Source organism: Vibrio sp. SG41-7 (genome assembly GCF_014164465.1).
In the GTDB taxonomy this organism is placed as follows: domain Bacteria; phylum Pseudomonadota; class Gammaproteobacteria; order Enterobacterales; family Vibrionaceae; genus Vibrio; species Vibrio splendidus.
This window is the reverse complement of record NZ_JACJFF010000102.1, coordinates 1-17,284: the sequence shown is the minus strand read 5'-3', so window position 1 is coordinate 17,284 and position 17,284 is coordinate 1. Positions and strand designations below refer to the sequence as shown.

The following is a 17,284-nucleotide window of genomic DNA, read 5'->3' as shown; positions in this document are numbered from 1 at the left end:
ATTACATCAGGGCCATGAACACAATAATAATGTGCTCAATAAATAGGCCGAATATATGAAGGCAATGACTCTATTACCAAACGTGTAAAATTACTTGCAAACTGGGTGGGTCCATATATGACGGTGATTTTCAAAACCCACCTAAGCTGAAGCAGACCAAAGTGACGCATCAGTTAAACCAAAACTTAACCGTCATTCCAGAACCGAGGGACGAGGTATTTGGAATCTCTTGAAGCCATGGCTTGTCGCTAAAGGCTTAGCTATTACTTCTCAGCAGCAATCACAGAGATCTCAACAAGTAGCGCTTCGCGAGCCATATCGCCCGTCACACATGCGCGAGCTGGAGCGTGACCTTCTGGAACCCATGCATCCCAAACTGCATTCATTTCTTGGAAGTCTTTCATGTCTTTCAAGTAAATCGTTGCTGACAGCATATGTTCTTTGTCGCTACCCGCTTGCTCAAGTAGGGCTTCCACTTTATCCAGCATCGTTTGTGTTTGCTCAGTGATGTCTTTTGTTGCATCAGCACACACTTGGCCACATAGGTAGATAGTGCCGTTGTGTTTAACAATACGGCTCATGCGTTGTTTGGTTTCTTGGCGCTCAATCATCGACTTTCTCTCTCTGTGTCACCGTGATCCAATATCTTGTGACGTGTTATTATCAAGGCAACAAGCATAACGCGAATCAAACCCAAGATGACATGCATTCATTGCAATAAAAGTGAAAAAATCCGTAACAAACTCGGCCGCTGCCAGCGCTGCATGAATCAGCTGATGGTGTTGTCGATTTTAAGTTGGGGAGCATGGTGGTTGTTTTTCAAAGAAGACCCAAAAACCATCAATGCCATCGCTTTGATGATGGCCGCTTGCGCATTCAGTGGCTTGCTGTCGTTACATTGGATAATGAAGTTTGTGGTGCTGCCTTTAAGGAACAAAAAGCGTTAACAGAGAGACTTTGCTAGATAAGTGATAAAGGCTAGATAAGCGATAAAGGCTAGATACCCAATAAAATGACCCGACTCAGCAAGCCATCATCATTTCCCAAACAGCAGATAGAAAAAAGCCCCAGAACCAATCGATTCTAGGGCTTTCTTAGAAAATTCTAAGAAAAAGCAGTGGTACTTTAATAGACCGGACTTTTCTTAATTTGTTCCCAAAAAAGATCAATTTTTTGATCTTTTTTTTAGGGACTATAAAATCAATGCTTTATGCAACATTAACCTTAGCGATGATCTGCTCTACCAAGTTCACTTCCAAGGCCACTTCATCACACGCGTGTTGACGAGGACACTGGTCACAATCTTTCAGCACCTTCTCAGGTAGCAGAGATTTTGATGTCGGTAAGAAGTCATGCTTCATAAAGAACTCTGGAGTACGAGTCAGTACAAACACCTTCTTAATGGCCATTTGTCGTGCTTTATCAACTAAGTGCTGCACAATCGCGGTACCCTGCCCTTGACCTTGCCACCCAGCCTCAACACCGAGCGAGCGAATTTCCGCTAAACCAGAGTCATACACATAGAGTGATGCACAACCGGTCACCTCACCATGATGCTCTGCGACAGCAAACGAGCCAATATCACGCACCAGTTCATTACGAGAACGAGGTAGGTTTTCACCCATGTTCGCCCAGTAGGCCACCATGCCTTCCAACGCTTCAATATCCGTCAGACGAGCAGGACGAACCTTCACGATGGAAGTGTCACGCTGTGATAAACGCTTCTCAGCTTGGTCAACCGCGTAAGCCACTTGCTGTGGTGATACACCGCCTAGCGCGCTACGTTTTTCAAGACACGATTCAATGGTCAGGATGTCATACACATCCTCTTCAATCACCTCAGAGAACTCTTTCATCTCTGCGATGGTTAACTCTTCTAATGCACAACCTTTAGCAATCGCCGCCACTACCGTCACACCAACAATATGGTGAGCTTCACGGAAAGGAATGCCTTTCGCTACTAGGTAATCAGCCAGTTCGGTTGAGTTCGCGTAGCCTTGTTTCGCTGCTTCAAGTGTACGTTCGCCGTTCACTTTGATGCCGTCAAAACAAAGAGCAGCCATTTCCATACAATCATTCCAAGTGTCTAAAGCGTCGAACAGACCTTCTTTATCTTCTTGCATATCTTTGTTGTACGCCAAAGGCAGGGCTTTCACTGTCATCATCATTGCGGCTAATGAACCATAAACACGGCCAGTTTTGCCACGGATAAGTTCGAGCGCATCCGGGTTTTTCTTTTGTGGCATCAGAGATGAACCTGACGTCACGGTATCCGCTAACTCGATGAAGTTCGATTCACCTGAGTTGTAGAAAATCATATCTTCTGCAAGACGTGAAAGGTGAAGCATTGAAATAGAAGCGATCGACATCAGCTCCATCACATGATCACGGTCAGAAACTGAATCTAGAGAGTTGCGCGTTGCACGACGGAAACCTAAGTTGTGAGCTAACTCTTCACGGTCCATCGGGTAAGCGGTTCCAGCAAGGGCACCAGAACCCAGTGGACATGTATCTAGACGCTTAATCGCATCATTCAAACGCGAGTAATCACGCTCAAGCATTTCAACGTAAGCCAAGCACCAATGAGCAAAAGTTACCGGCTGAGCACGTTGCAAGTGAGTGTAGCCAGGAAGCACAGTTTCTTGATGCTGAGAAGCGACATTCACCATTTGGCTTTGCAGACGATCAAGTGCTAGCAGCAGTTGGTTGCCTTGTTGACGACACCATAGTTTAAGGTCGGTCGCCACTTGGTCATTACGAGAACGGCCAGTATGCAGTTTTTTGCCCAAATCACCGACTTTGCCGATAAGTTGTTGCTCAACCCAGCTGTGAATATCTTCTGCATCAGAACGTAAGATCTGTTCAGGATCTTCCATCACCTCGAGTTTTAGCTCGTTCAGTGCAAGCTCTAGTCTTTGCTGTTCTTCTTCTGTTAGAACGTTGACCGATTGTAGAGCCTTTGACCAGGCAATAGAGCCCACAATGTCTTGCTCAGCCAATCGGTAATCAAAACGAAGAGAATCGTTAAAATCTTTGAACCGGGTGTCTGCTGCTTGGGTAAATCTACCGCCCCATAATGCCATTGTGTATCTCCTAATTGCACAGTGCTCACTGTTTTTGCAAATGATAATTCTGATTAAGATTCAGTATTTTTCTGATGGTTTAAACTTACGGCAATTCAAAATGAAAATAAAGTATTAATTCATTATTTTCACATATTTATTCACCAGAGGTTCATTCCATTGATTATTTTCAGCGTGGAGCGCGAATTATATGCCATTCGACAGTAAAAACCGAAGCTGATTTATTAAACAAACAGAAAGCAAAAAGCCCACTCACTAATCAATAGTAAATGGGCTTTGCATAATGATGTCTGTTTACTGGCCTTCAACCTTTCGCTAAAGACTAGCTCACTAACTCATTGTTCGGATTACTTTTGGCTATTCAGAGCACGGATACGGCTTGATAGCGAGTAAAGACGGATGAAACCTTCAGCGTGGCTTTGGTCGTAAACTTCATCTTCACCAAAGGTTGCAAACTCTTCTGAGTACAGGCTGTTGTCAGAACGCTTCTGAGTCACCGTTGCATGGCCTTTGTAAAGCTTGATAACCACTTCACCATTCACGTCTTGTGCTAGCTCATCTGTTGCTGCAAGAATTGACTTACATAGCGGAGTGAACCAACGACCGTCGTATACAAGGTGAGAAGCCTTAACACCCAGTTCTTCACGGAATTCGAATGCCGCTTTATCCAGAACCAATTGCTCGACTGCACGCAATGCTTCCATCATGATTGTGCCACCCGGAGTTTCGTAACAACCACGAGACTTCATACCAACAAGACGGTTTTCTACGATATCGATACGACCAACACCGTGCTTCGCACCCTTCTCATTTAGGTAAACCAGTGCGTTGTATGGCGTCATTGTTTCGCCATCAACCGCTACCACTTCGCCTTTTTCAACTTTAAGCGTCACTGTTTCAGATTCGTTTGGCGCTTGCTCTGGGTCTACAGTCCAAGCCCAGCAATCTTCATCAGGGGCATTCCATGTATTTTCTAGTACGCCACCTTCTGTAGAGATGTGCCATGCGTTTGCATCACGCGAGTAAATCTTAGTAAGAGAAGCGGTACAAGGGATGTTACGCTCAGCGAGGTAATCAAGACACTCTTCACGACTTACTAGATCCCACTCACGCCAAGGGGCAATTACGTGTAGGTCTGGTGCAAGAGCAGCAAATGCGCCTTCAAAACGAACTTGGTCATTGCCCTTACCTGTACAGCCGTGACATAGAGCGTCTGCACCGACTTTACGTGCAACTTCAACCTGAGCTTTAGCAATGATTGGACGAGCCATTGAAGTACCTAGTAGGTATTTACCTTCGTAGTAAGCGCCTGTTTTTAACGTTGGGTAGATGTAATCTGCCACCATCTCTTCTTTTAAGTCAGCGATGTAACATTCAGACGCACCAGAAGCTTTTGCTTTCTCTTCAATACCAATCAGCTCTTCATCGCCTTGGCCTACATCAGCAACAAATGCGATAACTTCGCAGTCATAGTTCTCTTTCAACCATGGAATGATTACTGATGTGTCTAGACCGCCAGAGTAGGCTACTACAACTTTCTTTACGTTAACTTTGCTCATTTTCTTTCTCCTAATTTCCATACTGCACATGGCGGTCAGCGTTGGAAATGACTTCATAATTATATGTTTATTTAGTTTGTCTAAATTCTTTAAGTAGTCACTCGTAGTGAGGTCTACTGAGGTAAAAACTGTGTTCCTATGCTCTTACCTGCAAAAAGTTGTGTCAGCTTGTCTGGGTATCGCCAGGTTGCAACTTCAATTGGTCGTCCTAGGTCATTAGCCGCTTCTAGTGCAGCTTGTACTTTCACGATCATGCCATCGGTAATCACTTTACCTTTAATAAGGTCATCGGCTTGTTGCTGATTAAGGCTTGGAATCAGGTGGCCTTTACCATCTAACACACCACTGACATCAGAAAGCAGTACCAGTTCAGCATCAAGCGCGCCAGCTACAGCAACTGCAGCTTGGTCTGCATTAACGTTCATCAGTTGGCCTTGCTCAGTCAAACCAATCGAGCTAATGATTGGCAGTGCACCAGCATTAAGAATCGCTTGCAGGACGGTTGAGTCGCCCGGCTCCGCTTTTCCTACTGCACCCAATTCAGGGTTTAGCTCGCTGACTTTACATAGACCACCATCAGCTAGGCTCAAACCAACGGCGTTGATGCCGTCTTTAATCGCCTGACCTTGAAGCAATTTGTTGGCCGTGCCCGCTAGCGCACCAGCGATCACAGGAATCTGATCATAAGGAGTAACACGTAGCCCTTCTTTCTTAACGGTTTTAAGGTTCAACTTATTCATCAAATCATCAACAAGGTAACCACCGCCGTGAACAATCACGATTGGTCGCTGTGCCTGCTGTTGGTAAGCTGAAATCGCACCAAATAACTTGCTAAGTGTTTCACCACAAGATAGCGCAGCGCCACCTAACTTTATGATTAATGGTTGATTATTAAGGCTCATATCTAGATTCCCTTACACTAACGCAGTTAATGGTGCAAAACCATAACGTAAATTTAAACACTGCATCGCTTGACTAGATGCACCCTTTAATAAGTTATCAATCGCTGAAACAACGATGATGTGCTGACCTTGTACCTTCCAGCCTAAATCGCAGAAAGGTGTTTGTTCTACATCTTGAATTCTTGGCAATGTCTCTTCGAGTAATCTCACAGCTGGTTTACCTTGATAAGCTTGCTCGAAGGCCTCTTGTATCTGTTGTTCTGTCACACCGTCAGCCAGTTTCATGGTAATAGTCGCTAAAATGCCACGCTTAAAGTTGCCTAGGTGCGGGGTGAAGATCACATCACATCCTAGGTGTGCAGCCATTTCAGGTTGATGACGGTGGTTGAATACACCATAAGCTTGCAGGCTTACTTCGCAGAAGCTGTTGACCATACTCGCCTTGCGGCCTGCTCCAGTGACACCACTGGTCGCGTTAATCACTGGCCATTGATTTTCATCCAGTAACTTCGCTTCAACCAAAGGCTTAATCGCCAGTTGGGATGCGGTTGGGTAACAACCCGCGACTGCAACAAGCTGAGCCTCTTTGATTTCTTGTTCGTTCCATTCAGCTAAACCGTAAGCCGCTTTGTCTAGCCATTGTTCGTGTTGATGTTCAAAACCGTAAAACTCTTGATAGAAGTTTTCGCCTTTAACTCTGAATGCACCCGATAGGTCGAACACTTGGCAATCGTTCTCAAGGAAGATTGGCGCTAGGTCGTGACTTACCTCGTGTGCAGTGGCTAAGAAAACCACATCAGACTGTTTAGCCACTTCTTCCGGATTTGTTAAAGGTTGCACTGGCATATCAATCAGGCCAGCTAACTTACCGTGCAGTGCAGCGATAGGTTTGCCTGCGTCTACACTATTGGCTGAGACATATAAACCTGATAGCGTGAGCTCAGGGTGTCTATTTATCATTAGAGCCAGTTCTGCTCCTGTGTAGCCGCTTGCGCCAATGATCGTGGTTTTCAACATCTCAACACATCCATTCTTGAGGTAAGTTACATTTCAAATTTGACTATTCATACTTAATTTTTAGCTTTATTTGATTTCTTATGCATTAAATATGATTTAATATGTGTTTTACCGACTTATGGTTTTCCTGTCAATAGTAGAAGTGAAGTTATTATGCAATTACCGAGTTTTCTTGAGGTCTATAAAGGCCTAATTTCCACCGACTCCATTAGCTCCACCGATCCAAGCTGGGATCATGGCAACGAGAAAGTGATCGAAAAAATGGCTCAATGGTTTAAAGACGTAGGCTTTAGTGTTGAGGTGGTAGAGGTCGAACCCGGCAAGCATAATATGGTCGCAAAGATGGGTTCTGGAGAAGGGGGCTTATTGCTTGCAGGACACAGCGATACGGTGCCATTCGATGAAGGACGTTGGAATTTCGATCCTCACGCACTAACAGAACACAACAACCGCTTCTACGGATTAGGCACGGCCGATATGAAAGGCTTTTTCGCTTTCGTTTATGAAGCCGCGAAGAAGATGGATTGGAGCAAACAGACCAAGCCGCTCTATGTATTAGCAACCTGTGACGAAGAAACCACTATGTTGGGTGCACGTCATTTCACTGAGAATGCGCCGTTTAAACCGGATTACTGCATCATTGGTGAGCCAACCAGCCTCGTGCCGATTCGTGGTCATAAGGGTCATGTCGCCAACGCAGTACGAGTAACCGGTAAATCAGGCCACTCTTCTGATCCAGCATTAGGCGTCAACGCCATTGAGATCATGCATGAAGTGCTGTTTGCTTTAATGCAGCTGCGTGACAAGCTAGTCAAAGAGTACCATCACCCAGGTTTTGCAATTCCAAGCCCTACTCTGAACCTTGGTCATATTCACGGTGGCGACAGCGCTAACCGTATCTGTGGTTGTTGTGAACTACACTATGACGTTCGTCCTTTGCCCGGTATTAGCTTAGATGGCTTAGATAACATGCTGCGCAGCGCACTTAAAGAAGTGGAAGCAAAATGGCCGGGCAGAATTGAGATTACTCCACTGCACGAACCTATTCCGGGTTATGAGTGCCAGCACGACCATCCATTTATTGGCGGCATGGAATCGGTGTGTGAAATTGAATCGCAAACCGTGAACTACTGTACTGAGGCACCTTTCCTTCAAGAGTTATGTCCAACCTTGGTGTTAGGTCCAGGCTCAATTGACCAAGCTCACCAACCGGATGAGTTCTTAAGCTTCGATTTTATTGACCCAACAATTGATGTTCTGAGTAAATCGATCCGTAAATATTGTTTCTAGTTATTACTTCCCTTCCAATATTTTCGTATAAAAGCCACCCCAAAAGGTGGCTTTTATTCTGTTATCCCTGACACAGCCTGATCTTGTAATTAAATTTCACTTTTTCTCTAAGTTTTGAAAAATTTACTTCTCCCGCATTTTTAAACCTAATAATTGCAAACTTAGAATGCTTTATTTGACTAGATACAGCACTTTTCGCTAGATTGTGTACTTAACAAGGAACAATGGATGTAATTTTTTTACGAGGCAGGATGACAATGAACGAGAAATACGCCGCTCTCAAGAGTAACGTAAGCATGCTGGGACGCTTGCTAGGTAACACAATCCAAGATGCACATGGTGACGTTATCTTAGAGAAAGTGGAGACTATCCGTAAACTTTCCAAATCCGCCCGCGCAGGCAACAAAGCTGACCGTGACAGCCTAGTTGAAGAAATCAAAAACCTGCCGAACGAACAACTCACTCCTGTTGCTCGTGCATTTAACCAATTTCTCAACCTCACCAACATGGCAGAGCAATACCACACCATCTCTCGCCACTGTGAGGAGCATGTTTGTGAACCAGACGTGCTGCAATCTCTATTTTCTAAACTAAATCAAAATGACATCAGCAAGCTAGACGCGGCTCAAGCCGTTCGCGACCTGAACATTGAACTCGTTTTGACCGCTCACCCAACAGAAATCACTCGTCGAACCATGATCAACAAGCTGGTTAAGATCAACGAGTGTCTGTCTAAATTGGAATTAAGCGACCTATCACACAAAGAACGCGTGAAAACCGAACGTCGCCTAGAGCAGCTTATCGCTCAAGGTTGGCACTCTGATGTGATTCGTCAGCAACGCCCGACACCACTTGATGAAGCTAAGTGGGGCTTTGCGGTTGTAGAAAACTCTCTATGGGAAGCCGTGCCTGATTTCCTACGTGATATGGATGGCCGACTAAAAGGTTACCTTGGTGAAGGCCTACCAATTGATGCACGCCCAGTTCACTTCTCATCTTGGATGGGTGGCGACCGCGATGGTAACCCATTCGTAACGCACACCATCACCAAAGAAGTACTACGCCTATCTCGCTGGAAAGCCGCTGATCTGTACCTAGGTGACGTGAACGAGCTGATTACCGAACTGTCGATGACGAAGTGTAATGATGCCGTTCGTGAATTGGCTGGCGATGAGCACGAAGCTTACCGTGCAATCCTTAAGAGCCTACGTACTCTGCTGAACAACACGCTAGAAGTGCTTGACGCAAAACTGCATGATGCTGAAGTACCGAAGAAAGAAACACTGCAGAACATCGACCAACTTTGGACACCACTTTACGCGTGTTACCAATCGCTGCACGAATGTGGCATGGGCGTAATCGCGGATGGGTCTCTGCTTGATACCCTACGTCGCCTAAAAGCATTCGGTGTGCATTTAGTTCGTCTCGATGTTCGTCAAGAAAGTACACGTCACTCAGATGTCCTATCTGAACTGACTCGCTACCTAGGCATTGGCGATTACGACCAGTGGAGCGAGCAAGACAAGATTGCTTTCTTAACCAATGAATTAAGCTCAAAACGCCCACTGCTACCGCGCGACTGGGAGCCATCTGAACAGGTCAAAGAGGTTTTAGACACCTGTAAGGTCGTTGCTGCTCAACCTCGCGAAGCCTTTGGTGCTTACGTAATTTCTATGGCTCGTACAGCATCGGATGTGCTGGCTGTTCACTTGCTGCTGCAAGAATGTGGTTGCCCGTACCGCATGGACGTATGTCCATTGTTCGAAACGCTGGACGACTTGAACAACTCAGAAGCTGTAATGAAACAGCTAATGAGCATCGATTTGTACCGTGGCTTTATCCAGAACCACCAAATGGTGATGATCGGATATTCTGACTCAGCAAAAGATGCTGGCGTAATGTCTGCAGGTTGGGCGCAATACGACGCAATGGACAAGCTGGTTAAGGTTTGTGAAGAAGAAGGCATTGAACTGACTCTATTCCACGGTCGTGGCGGTACAGTTGGTCGTGGTGGTGCGCCAGCGCATGCTGCACTTCTTTCTCAGCCACCTAAGAGCTTGAAAGGCGGCTTACGTGTAACAGAACAAGGCGAAATGATCCGCTTTAAACTTGGCTTGCCAGATGTTGCCGTAAACAGTTTCAACCTATACGCAAGTGCGATTCTAGAAGCGAACCTTCTGCCGCCACCTGAGCCAAAGCAAGAGTGGCGCGACCTAATGGAAGTGCTTTCTCAAGTTTCTTGTGAGGCTTACCGCAACGTAGTTCGTGGCGAAGAGAAATTTGTACCTTACTTCCGTCAAGCGACACCTGAGCTAGAGCTCGGCAAACTGCCACTCGGTTCTCGCCCAGCAAAACGTAACCCGAACGGTGGCGTAGAAAGCTTACGTGCGATTCCATGGATCTTCTCTTGGAGCCAAAACCGTTTGGTACTTCCAGCATGGTTAGGTGCAGGTGAAGCAATCCAATACTCAGTCGATCAAGGCCATCAAGCGCTACTTGAAGAGATGTGTCGCGAATGGCCATTCTTCTCTACTCGTCTAGGTATGTTGGAAATGGTGTACTCGAAGTGCAACATGGAAATTGCGAAGTACTACGACCAACGCCTTGTTGATAAAGAACTGCTGCCGTTAGGTGAGTTACTGCGTGAACAGCTGCAAAAAGACATCAAAGCGGTACTAAATGTAGAGAACAACGAGAACCTGATGCAGAGTGACCCTTGGGGACTTGAATCAATTCGTCTACGTAACATCTATGTTGAGCCACTAAACATGCTTCAAGCGGAACTGCTTTACCGTACTCGTAAGTGTGAAACACCACCAGCAGAGCTAGAAGAAGCACTAATGGTGACGATTGCAGGTATTGCAGCAGGTATGCGAAACACTGGTTAATTAGTGATTCCTACTATAACCTAATCAGCATTTACATCTACAAAAAGAACAAAAGGTCGCTATGTGCGGCCTTTTTATTTCGTCAGATAACCACTAGTAAGTATTTTGTCAGTTTTTTGGGTTATTTTGTCCATGTATTCTACTTTATGCTTATTATTTAGATATACTACTGCTCCGCTGCGGAAACACTCCAAAAAAATAATCTGCAGCAACTTGACCTATAAACTGGTCAACCTAGGTGATAAACGGCTTTGTAAGGTGACATAACCAACCGCCGAGTTGGTGCTACTTAGACATAACCAATATAACGTGCCATTAGAAGCACACTTGTTGTCTAAGTATTTGTTTACTGTTTACCATTTGGATTTCAGACATGTCATTACCACACGTAATTCTAACCGTTTTAAGTACACGCGATGCTACTGGTTACGATATCACAAAAGAATTCTCTTCAAGCATTGGTTACTTCTGGAAAGCTAGCCACCAACAAGTTTACCGCGAGCTAAATAAAATGGCTCAGAACGACCAGGTAACTTGCGTGCTTGAGCCTCAAGAAGGCAAACCTGATCGTAAAGTTTACTCTATCACTGACGCAGGCCGTGGCGCGCTAGGTGAATGGTTTGAACAACCAACTGCACACCCAACCGTTCGTGACGAGTTCTCAGCTAAGCTAATGGCTTGTGCTGTACAACCTGCTGACGCTTACCGTGTACAACTTGCTGAGCTAGTTGAAGAGTCTCGCAAACTGGTTTCTCACTACAAAGAAATCGAAGCGGCTTACTACGCAACGCCATCTACACTAGACAAGCAAGCACGCCTAGAGCGTCTAACTCTTCGTCGTAACCTACTTATCCGTGAAGCATGGATTGTATGGGCGGACGAAGTACTGCTTGAACTTGGTGCTCTTGCTTAAGTTAAGCTAGACGCTAGAAAAGCAAAAGGCTTGAACTCTTAGAGTCCAAGCCTTTTTTGTATCTATCGGATTTGAGATTTACAGCAAATAGCGCTTTAACAAGGCTAAAGCTTAATTACAGCGCAGCAACTTGTGGGCGAACACCTAGAGTATGGCAAAGTGCGTAGGTCATTTCTGCACGGTTTAGCGTGTAGAAGTGGAAGTCTTTCACACCTTCACGGCTCAGCGTACGAACCATATCGATCGCTTGGCTCGCACCGACTAACTGGCGAGTCGTTGGATCATCATCCAAGCCTTCGAATTGCTTCGCCATCCAGCCCGGTACTTTTACGTTATTCATCGCAGCGAAACGAGACGCTTGTTTGAAGTTAGAAACAGGTAAGATGCCCGGAACAATCTCAACATCAACACCAGCCGCCACACAACGGTCACGAAAACGTAGGTAGCTTTCTACATCGAAGAAGAACTGAGTGATGGCACGGTTAGCACCGGCATCCACTTTACGCTTTAGGTTAATTAGATCAGATTGAGCGCTTTTTGCTTCAGGGTGAACCTCAGGGAATGCCGCTACTGAGATATCAAAATCGTGGCGAGATTTAAGCAGCTCGACTAAATCAGACGCGTACATCTCTGGCGCACCGCCGCCTGCTGGAATGTCACCACGCAACGCAACAATGCTTTCAATACCATTTGCCCAGTAGTCGTCAGCAATTTGAATCAGCTCTTCGCGACTCGCATCAATACATGTGAGGTGTGGTGCTGCCACTAGGCCAGTTTGGTTCTTAATTTCTTTAATGATTGAGTGGGTACGGTCACGTTCACCCGAGTTTGCACCGTAAGTTACCGATACAAATTTTGGTTGAAGTGTTTTAAGACGGTGAACAGAGTTCCACAAGGTCTCTTCCATCTTCTCACTGCTTGGTGGAAAAAACTCAAATGACACGTTGATGTTGTCAGAAAGCTCAGCGATATTCTGATTTAAAGCGTCGATATGACTAGCGTGTGTGTATCCCATCTTACTCTCCCTGTGGCAAAAGCAACCACTAAAACTCAAATCCTTAAACGACGTTTAGACGTCTATATGTCTGTAGAATGTATTGAATACGATTTAATGTCAACAGATCCATTATGAATTTTTCTCAAGTAGATCGTGAGTAAAACTCAAGTCGTTAGATGGGTCGCAAAGCAGAAATAATGTAGAAAAAAGGCTGACAAACACATCGTGCTTTCAGCCTTATTTATCTTAGTGAATAGTATGCTATTTAGACACTAAACCAACCGATCTGAAAATCAAAACAGGCTAGACATTCTGTTTAAGTCAGATTGAATTGCACCAGCAGTGACTTCACGTCCTGCACCTGGGCCACGGATAACTAGTGGATTATCTTTGTACCATTTACTCTCAATCGCAAAGATATTATCGCAAGGCAACAAGTTCGCCAGAGCGTGCTCTTTAGACAGTGCTTCAACGCCTACGGTTGCCTTACCGTTCTTCTCCAAACGCGCTACGTAACGCAGAACTTTCTGTTGAGAGTGCGCTTTTTCCAAACGCTCAGCCAACTCTTCGCTTAGAACAGAAGCTTTATCGAAGAAGTCATCCACTGATAGCTCTTGCAGCTCTGCAGGTACGAGCGATTCAACTTTGACGTTTTCAGGTTCGATATCTAAACCCGATTCACGAGCCAGAATCACCAACTTACGCATGACATCTGAGCCATCCAGATCAGCACGAGGATCCGGTTCCGTCAGGCCTTGTTGCCACGCTAAGTCAACCAGCTCGCTGAATGGCACCGTGCCATCAAACTGTTGAAACAACCAAGACAAAGTGCCAGAGAAAATACCAGACAGAGCAATGATATCGTCCCCGCTCTCACGCAGGTCTCGCACAGTGTGGTTGATAGGTAAACCAGCACCCACTGTCGCGTTGTACAGCCAATGACGGCTGATCTTAGCGAAAGCATCTTGTACTTGATGGTAATACTCGCTTGATGCAGAGCCAGCCACCTTGTTAGCCGAGATCAGGTGGATACCTTGTTGTGCAATTTGCAGGTACTTTGCAGCAAGCACAGGGCTTGCAGTTACATCGAGTACTACTGCTTCATCGTAACCCTGAATAGAACCTAAACGCTCTAGCCAGTCGTTACCATTGTTAGCAATCGCTTCATCATCAAAACGTTTACCAACTGAAGTCGCATCAATGCCTTGATCGTCAAACCAATAGGTTTGGCTATCAACCACCGCAACCAATTCAAAGTTCATCCCACGACGCTTTTCAAGTTCCGCTTTTTGCTCGGAAAACAGGCTTAACCAACTTGAACCAATGTTGCCCTTACCACACAAGGCAATCGCAACACGCTTCTGAGCTTGGAACAGTTGAGAGTGAATGCCTTTCACTAGGCTTGATGTTTCACTCTTACGAATCACGGCCACCAAGCTTAAGCCTGAGTTCGCTTCTGAGATAAACTCCACCGGCGAGCTCTTGAGCTGCTGGTAGAAACCGTAGCAATGGTTCGGGTTCTTAGTCACACCCGCACCCACTGCAGCAATCAGAGAAAAACCTTCTTTCAGTTTAATCTCAGCTTCAATCGCGTGGTCTTGTAGATATTCCAGAGCGCCACCAGCAATCTCTTCCGTGTAAGCAAGACGCAAGCAGTGTTGATCGGGTTCTAATTCATAAGCAAGCGGCTCTAATTGAGCACGCTTAAGCCCTTCAAGGACTTCACTCTCCAGACGGTCGAAATCATGGCCGTGACCAAAGGTCAGTTGCACGATAAGAACTTCATCCAAAGAGGTAATGATTTTTGCACCACGCCCCGATGCCAGTACTCGCTCTATCTGTGTAGAGCCCGCCTCCGGCTGATAGCTGCAGCGTAAGCTTAAGTCCATAGCACTTTGAGCGACAGGCTGTAGCGTTCGGCTATGAAGCACTGGAGCCGCAAGACGAGCTAACTCACTCGCTTCATCAAGACGAAGCAGAGGCAGTAAACACGCATCCGAAACCAAACGAGGGTCTGCGCTGTATACGCCCGCCACATCACTCCAGATTGTCACGCGTTCAACTTCAGCCAGAGCACCAATCACGGTTGCTGAGTAATCCGAACCGTTACGACCAAGCAGTACCGTTTCGCCTTCGCAGTTCTGAGCCATAAAGCCAGTAATTACCACGCGGCAATGTGCATGCTGCGCCAAGGCTTCTTTAATCAGAGGATAAGAGCGTGCGCGGTCAACTTCAGGTTGAGCACCCGCTTCTGCACGTAAAAAGGCACGCGCATCTTGAGCAACTGCTTGTAAGTCATGCTGGCACAACAACGTCGCCAACAAACGTGAAGACCAAACCTCACCATGACCCAGTACTTGTGCTTTTTGTGCTTCACTCAAGGGAGCTGTAAGCTCACCCAAAGCGGTAAATTCTTGTTGAATGGTTGCCGTTAGTTGCGAGGCAGCTTCACCTTCAAGCAGAGCCTCAATCAGTTCAAGTTGAAACTGACGAAGGGTTTGCAGGCATTCATGAGCAATACGACCATCTTTGTCGAGCGCTTCAACAAACTCAATTAAGCGGTTGGTTGTTTTGCCTGCGGCCGATACCACCACCAAGTCCGTCGCTGATGAATATTCTCTAAGAATGTTGACCACGCGTTGGTAACACTCAGGGTTCGCTAAACTGCTGCCACCAAATTTATGTAGCTGGCGAAAGGTTGCCATTATTAAACCTCCCCTTCAGCAATAAAGCGTTGTGTTTTTTCAAACGCTTGCTTGAGATCGTCGATTAGGTCTTCCGCATCTTCAAGGCCAACAGAAAGGCGCAGTAGTTGTTGAGAAACACCCGCTTCTGCCAATGCTTCTTCGCCCATCGCACGGTGAGTCATCGACGCAGGGTGACAAATCAGGCTTTCAACCCCACCCAGTGATTCAGCCAAAGAAAATAGCTCTAACTTATCTACAAAATATTTAAGTGCTTCAAAAGAGCCCGCAAACTCAAAGCTCAACATGGAACCAAAGCCCAACTGCTGTTTCTTCGCGATCTCGTGACCCGGGTGTTCAGGAAGGCTTGGGTGGTAAATAGTGCCCACCAGATCTTGTTGTTGCAGAGCCGTCAGAATTTCACGTGAACTCTCTTCGTGAACACGCATACGCGCACCTAGCGTACGAATACCACGTAGAGTCATGTAACTATCAAATGGTGTGCCGGTCGCACCAATACAGTTGCCCCACCATGCTAGCTCTTCAGCGTGCTCTTCAGTTTTAGTGACCACAACGCCACCAATAACATCCGAGTGTCCGTTGATGTATTTGGTGGTTGAGTGGATAACAAAATCAGCACCCAGCTCTAAAGGCTTTTGGAACACAGGCGTCAAAAATGTGTTATCGACAGCAACCAGAGCACCAACCTCTTTCGCTTTACGGCAAGTCTCTGCAATATCAACCACACGAACCAACGGGTTCGATGGCGTTTCGATTAAGATCAACTTTGGCTTGAGCGCGATCGCCGCATCCAACGCTGCTTGATCCGATTGATCAACGAACAAAACTTTGAAGTCACCTTTTAACGAGCGGGTATTAAACAGGCGGTAAGTACCACCGTAGCAGTCGTGTGGTGCGATAATAAGATCATCACCGCCTAAGAAAGCGGATACCCACAAGTTAAGTGCCGAAGTGCCACAGTTAGTCACCACTGCACCTTTGCCAGATTCAAGCTCAAACAATGCCGTTTCTAATAAACCACGGTTTGGGTTACCAGAACGGGTGTAATCGTACTTTGGCACTTCACCAAAAGCGGGAAACCCATAGTTAGTCGAAAGATAAATAGGTGGGACAACGGCATGGTGTTGCGTGTCTGACTCGATACCAGTACGTACTGCGATTGTTGCTGGCTTCCGGCTGCTCATAGATGCTTCCTTACAAGTTTTGCGTCTGAGAATCACAGCGGCTTGTCGGCATTCTGCGGCTGTGTTAGATATATGTTATTCACTTTACTTTCATAAATGTGAGACGTCAACACTTCTGGACGTCTATATGTCTTTGCTTATGGCAGTAAATCCCGCTAAAATCACCACTATTAATTTATTCTAACAACTAAAGTGATGAAGGTACGCAATGGCCGACTGGAATGGTGAATACATAAGCCCATATGCTGAGCATGGAAAGAAAAGCGAACAAGTAAAAAAAATTACAGTTTCTATCCCTCTAAAAGTGTTAAAGGTTCTTACTGACGAGCGCACTCGCCGCCAGATTAATAACCTACGCCATGCAACAAACAGTGAGCTACTGTGCGAAGCCTTTCTACATGCGTACACAGGCCAACCACTGCCAACGGATGAAGATCTCCGTAAAGACCGTCCAGACGACATCCCGACTGAAGTGAAAAAGCTGATGACAGAGATGGGTATCGAATTCGAAGCGTTTGACGAAGAATAAAAACAACTCAGTCACTGCCTTCAATATTGATTCGCTATAACTGAACCTTATTTGTCACATCACCCACTACTTTATCGGTAGCTGCTCTGTGAATGATAGACATAAAAAAAACCGACTCCTATGAGTCGGTTTTTTATTATTCTTTTTCGCTCAATAGAGCAACAGCTATTAAGCTATTAAGCTATTAAGCTATTAAGCCATTAAGCCATTAAAGCAT

Annotated in this window: 13 protein-coding genes; 5 read left to right on the top strand and 8 right to left on the bottom strand. The window is 45.8% G+C overall.

The window, feature by feature from the left end; genetic code table 11:
- Positions 1 to 263 precede the first annotated feature (263 nt).
- A complete protein-coding gene (locus tag H5300_RS20375; RefSeq protein WP_004729674.1) occupies positions 264 to 611 on the bottom strand; it encodes a RidA family protein in 348 nt (115 codons plus the stop codon).
- Positions 612 to 698: 87 nt separating this feature from the next.
- Between H5300_RS20375 and H5300_RS20370 the strand changes: the two genes are divergently transcribed.
- On the top strand, positions 699 to 947 hold the full coding sequence (locus H5300_RS20370) for a DUF3624 domain-containing protein (protein WP_102495480.1): 249 nt from the start codon (positions 699 to 701) through the stop codon (positions 945 to 947).
- Between the two features lie 261 nt (positions 948 to 1,208).
- On the opposite strand, the gene argH is transcribed toward H5300_RS20370, so the two are convergent.
- The 4 genes from argH to argC form a co-directional block, all read right to left on the bottom strand.
- Positions 1,209 to 3,083 carry an argininosuccinate lyase gene (gene argH, locus H5300_RS20365; RefSeq protein WP_004729676.1) on the bottom strand — a complete coding sequence of 625 codons (1,875 nt, stop codon included), beginning with the start codon at positions 3,081 to 3,083 and terminating at the stop codon, positions 1,209 to 1,211.
- 347 nt (positions 3,084 to 3,430) lie between these two features.
- Entirely contained in the window at positions 3,431 to 4,642 is a 1,212-nt protein-coding gene (locus H5300_RS20360; RefSeq protein WP_009848894.1) for an argininosuccinate synthase, read from the bottom strand.
- 113 nt (positions 4,643 to 4,755) lie between these two features.
- Positions 4,756 to 5,544, bottom strand: a complete 789-nt coding sequence (gene argB / locus H5300_RS20355) for an acetylglutamate kinase (protein ID WP_017091988.1) — start codon at positions 5,542 to 5,544, stop codon at positions 4,756 to 4,758.
- A 12-nt stretch (positions 5,545 to 5,556) separates the two neighbouring features.
- Positions 5,557 to 6,561: an N-acetyl-gamma-glutamyl-phosphate reductase gene (argC, locus tag H5300_RS20350; protein WP_004729679.1), complete on the bottom strand. Its 1,005-nt coding sequence runs from the start codon at positions 6,559 to 6,561 to the stop codon at positions 5,557 to 5,559.
- Between the two features lie 153 nt (positions 6,562 to 6,714).
- Between argC and argE the strand changes: the two genes are divergently transcribed.
- The 3 genes from argE to H5300_RS20335 all read left to right on the top strand — a co-directional run bounded on the left by argE (position 6,715) and on the right by H5300_RS20335 (position 11,652).
- Positions 6,715 to 7,851 (top strand): acetylornithine deacetylase, encoded by a 1,137-nt coding sequence (gene argE / locus H5300_RS20345; protein WP_004729680.1) that lies wholly within the window; start codon positions 6,715 to 6,717, stop codon positions 7,849 to 7,851.
- A 251-nt stretch (positions 7,852 to 8,102) separates the two neighbouring features.
- Complete coding sequence (gene ppc, locus H5300_RS20340) at positions 8,103 to 10,739, top strand: phosphoenolpyruvate carboxylase (RefSeq protein ID WP_017077604.1); 2,637 nt, start codon at positions 8,103 to 8,105, stop codon at positions 10,737 to 10,739.
- A 373-nt stretch (positions 10,740 to 11,112) separates the two neighbouring features.
- Positions 11,113 to 11,652 (top strand): PadR family transcriptional regulator, encoded by a 540-nt coding sequence (locus tag H5300_RS20335; protein ID WP_004729682.1) that lies wholly within the window; start codon positions 11,113 to 11,115, stop codon positions 11,650 to 11,652.
- 115 nt (positions 11,653 to 11,767) lie between these two features.
- On the opposite strand, the gene metF is transcribed toward H5300_RS20335, so the two are convergent.
- The 3 genes from metF to H5300_RS20320 all read right to left on the bottom strand — a co-directional run bounded on the left by metF (position 11,768) and on the right by H5300_RS20320 (position 16,538).
- Positions 11,768 to 12,667, bottom strand: coding sequence for a methylenetetrahydrofolate reductase (metF, locus tag H5300_RS20330; protein WP_004729683.1), 900 nt, complete (start codon positions 12,665 to 12,667; stop codon positions 11,768 to 11,770).
- Between the two features lie 275 nt (positions 12,668 to 12,942).
- Positions 12,943 to 15,354: a bifunctional aspartate kinase/homoserine dehydrogenase II gene (locus tag H5300_RS20325; RefSeq protein WP_004729684.1), complete on the bottom strand. Its 2,412-nt coding sequence runs from the start codon at positions 15,352 to 15,354 to the stop codon at positions 12,943 to 12,945.
- Between the two features lie 2 nt (positions 15,355 to 15,356).
- The gene (locus tag H5300_RS20320) at positions 15,357 to 16,538 is read right to left on the bottom strand and encodes an O-succinylhomoserine (thiol)-lyase (RefSeq protein WP_029222061.1); all 1,182 of its coding nucleotides are present in this window, start codon (positions 16,536 to 16,538) and stop codon (positions 15,357 to 15,359) included.
- Positions 16,539 to 16,746: 208 nt separating this feature from the next.
- Between H5300_RS20320 and metJ the strand changes: the two genes are divergently transcribed.
- Positions 16,747 to 17,067, top strand: a complete 321-nt coding sequence (gene metJ, locus H5300_RS20315) for a met regulon transcriptional regulator MetJ (RefSeq protein ID WP_004729686.1) — start codon at positions 16,747 to 16,749, stop codon at positions 17,065 to 17,067.
- Positions 17,068 to 17,284 lie beyond the last annotated feature (217 nt).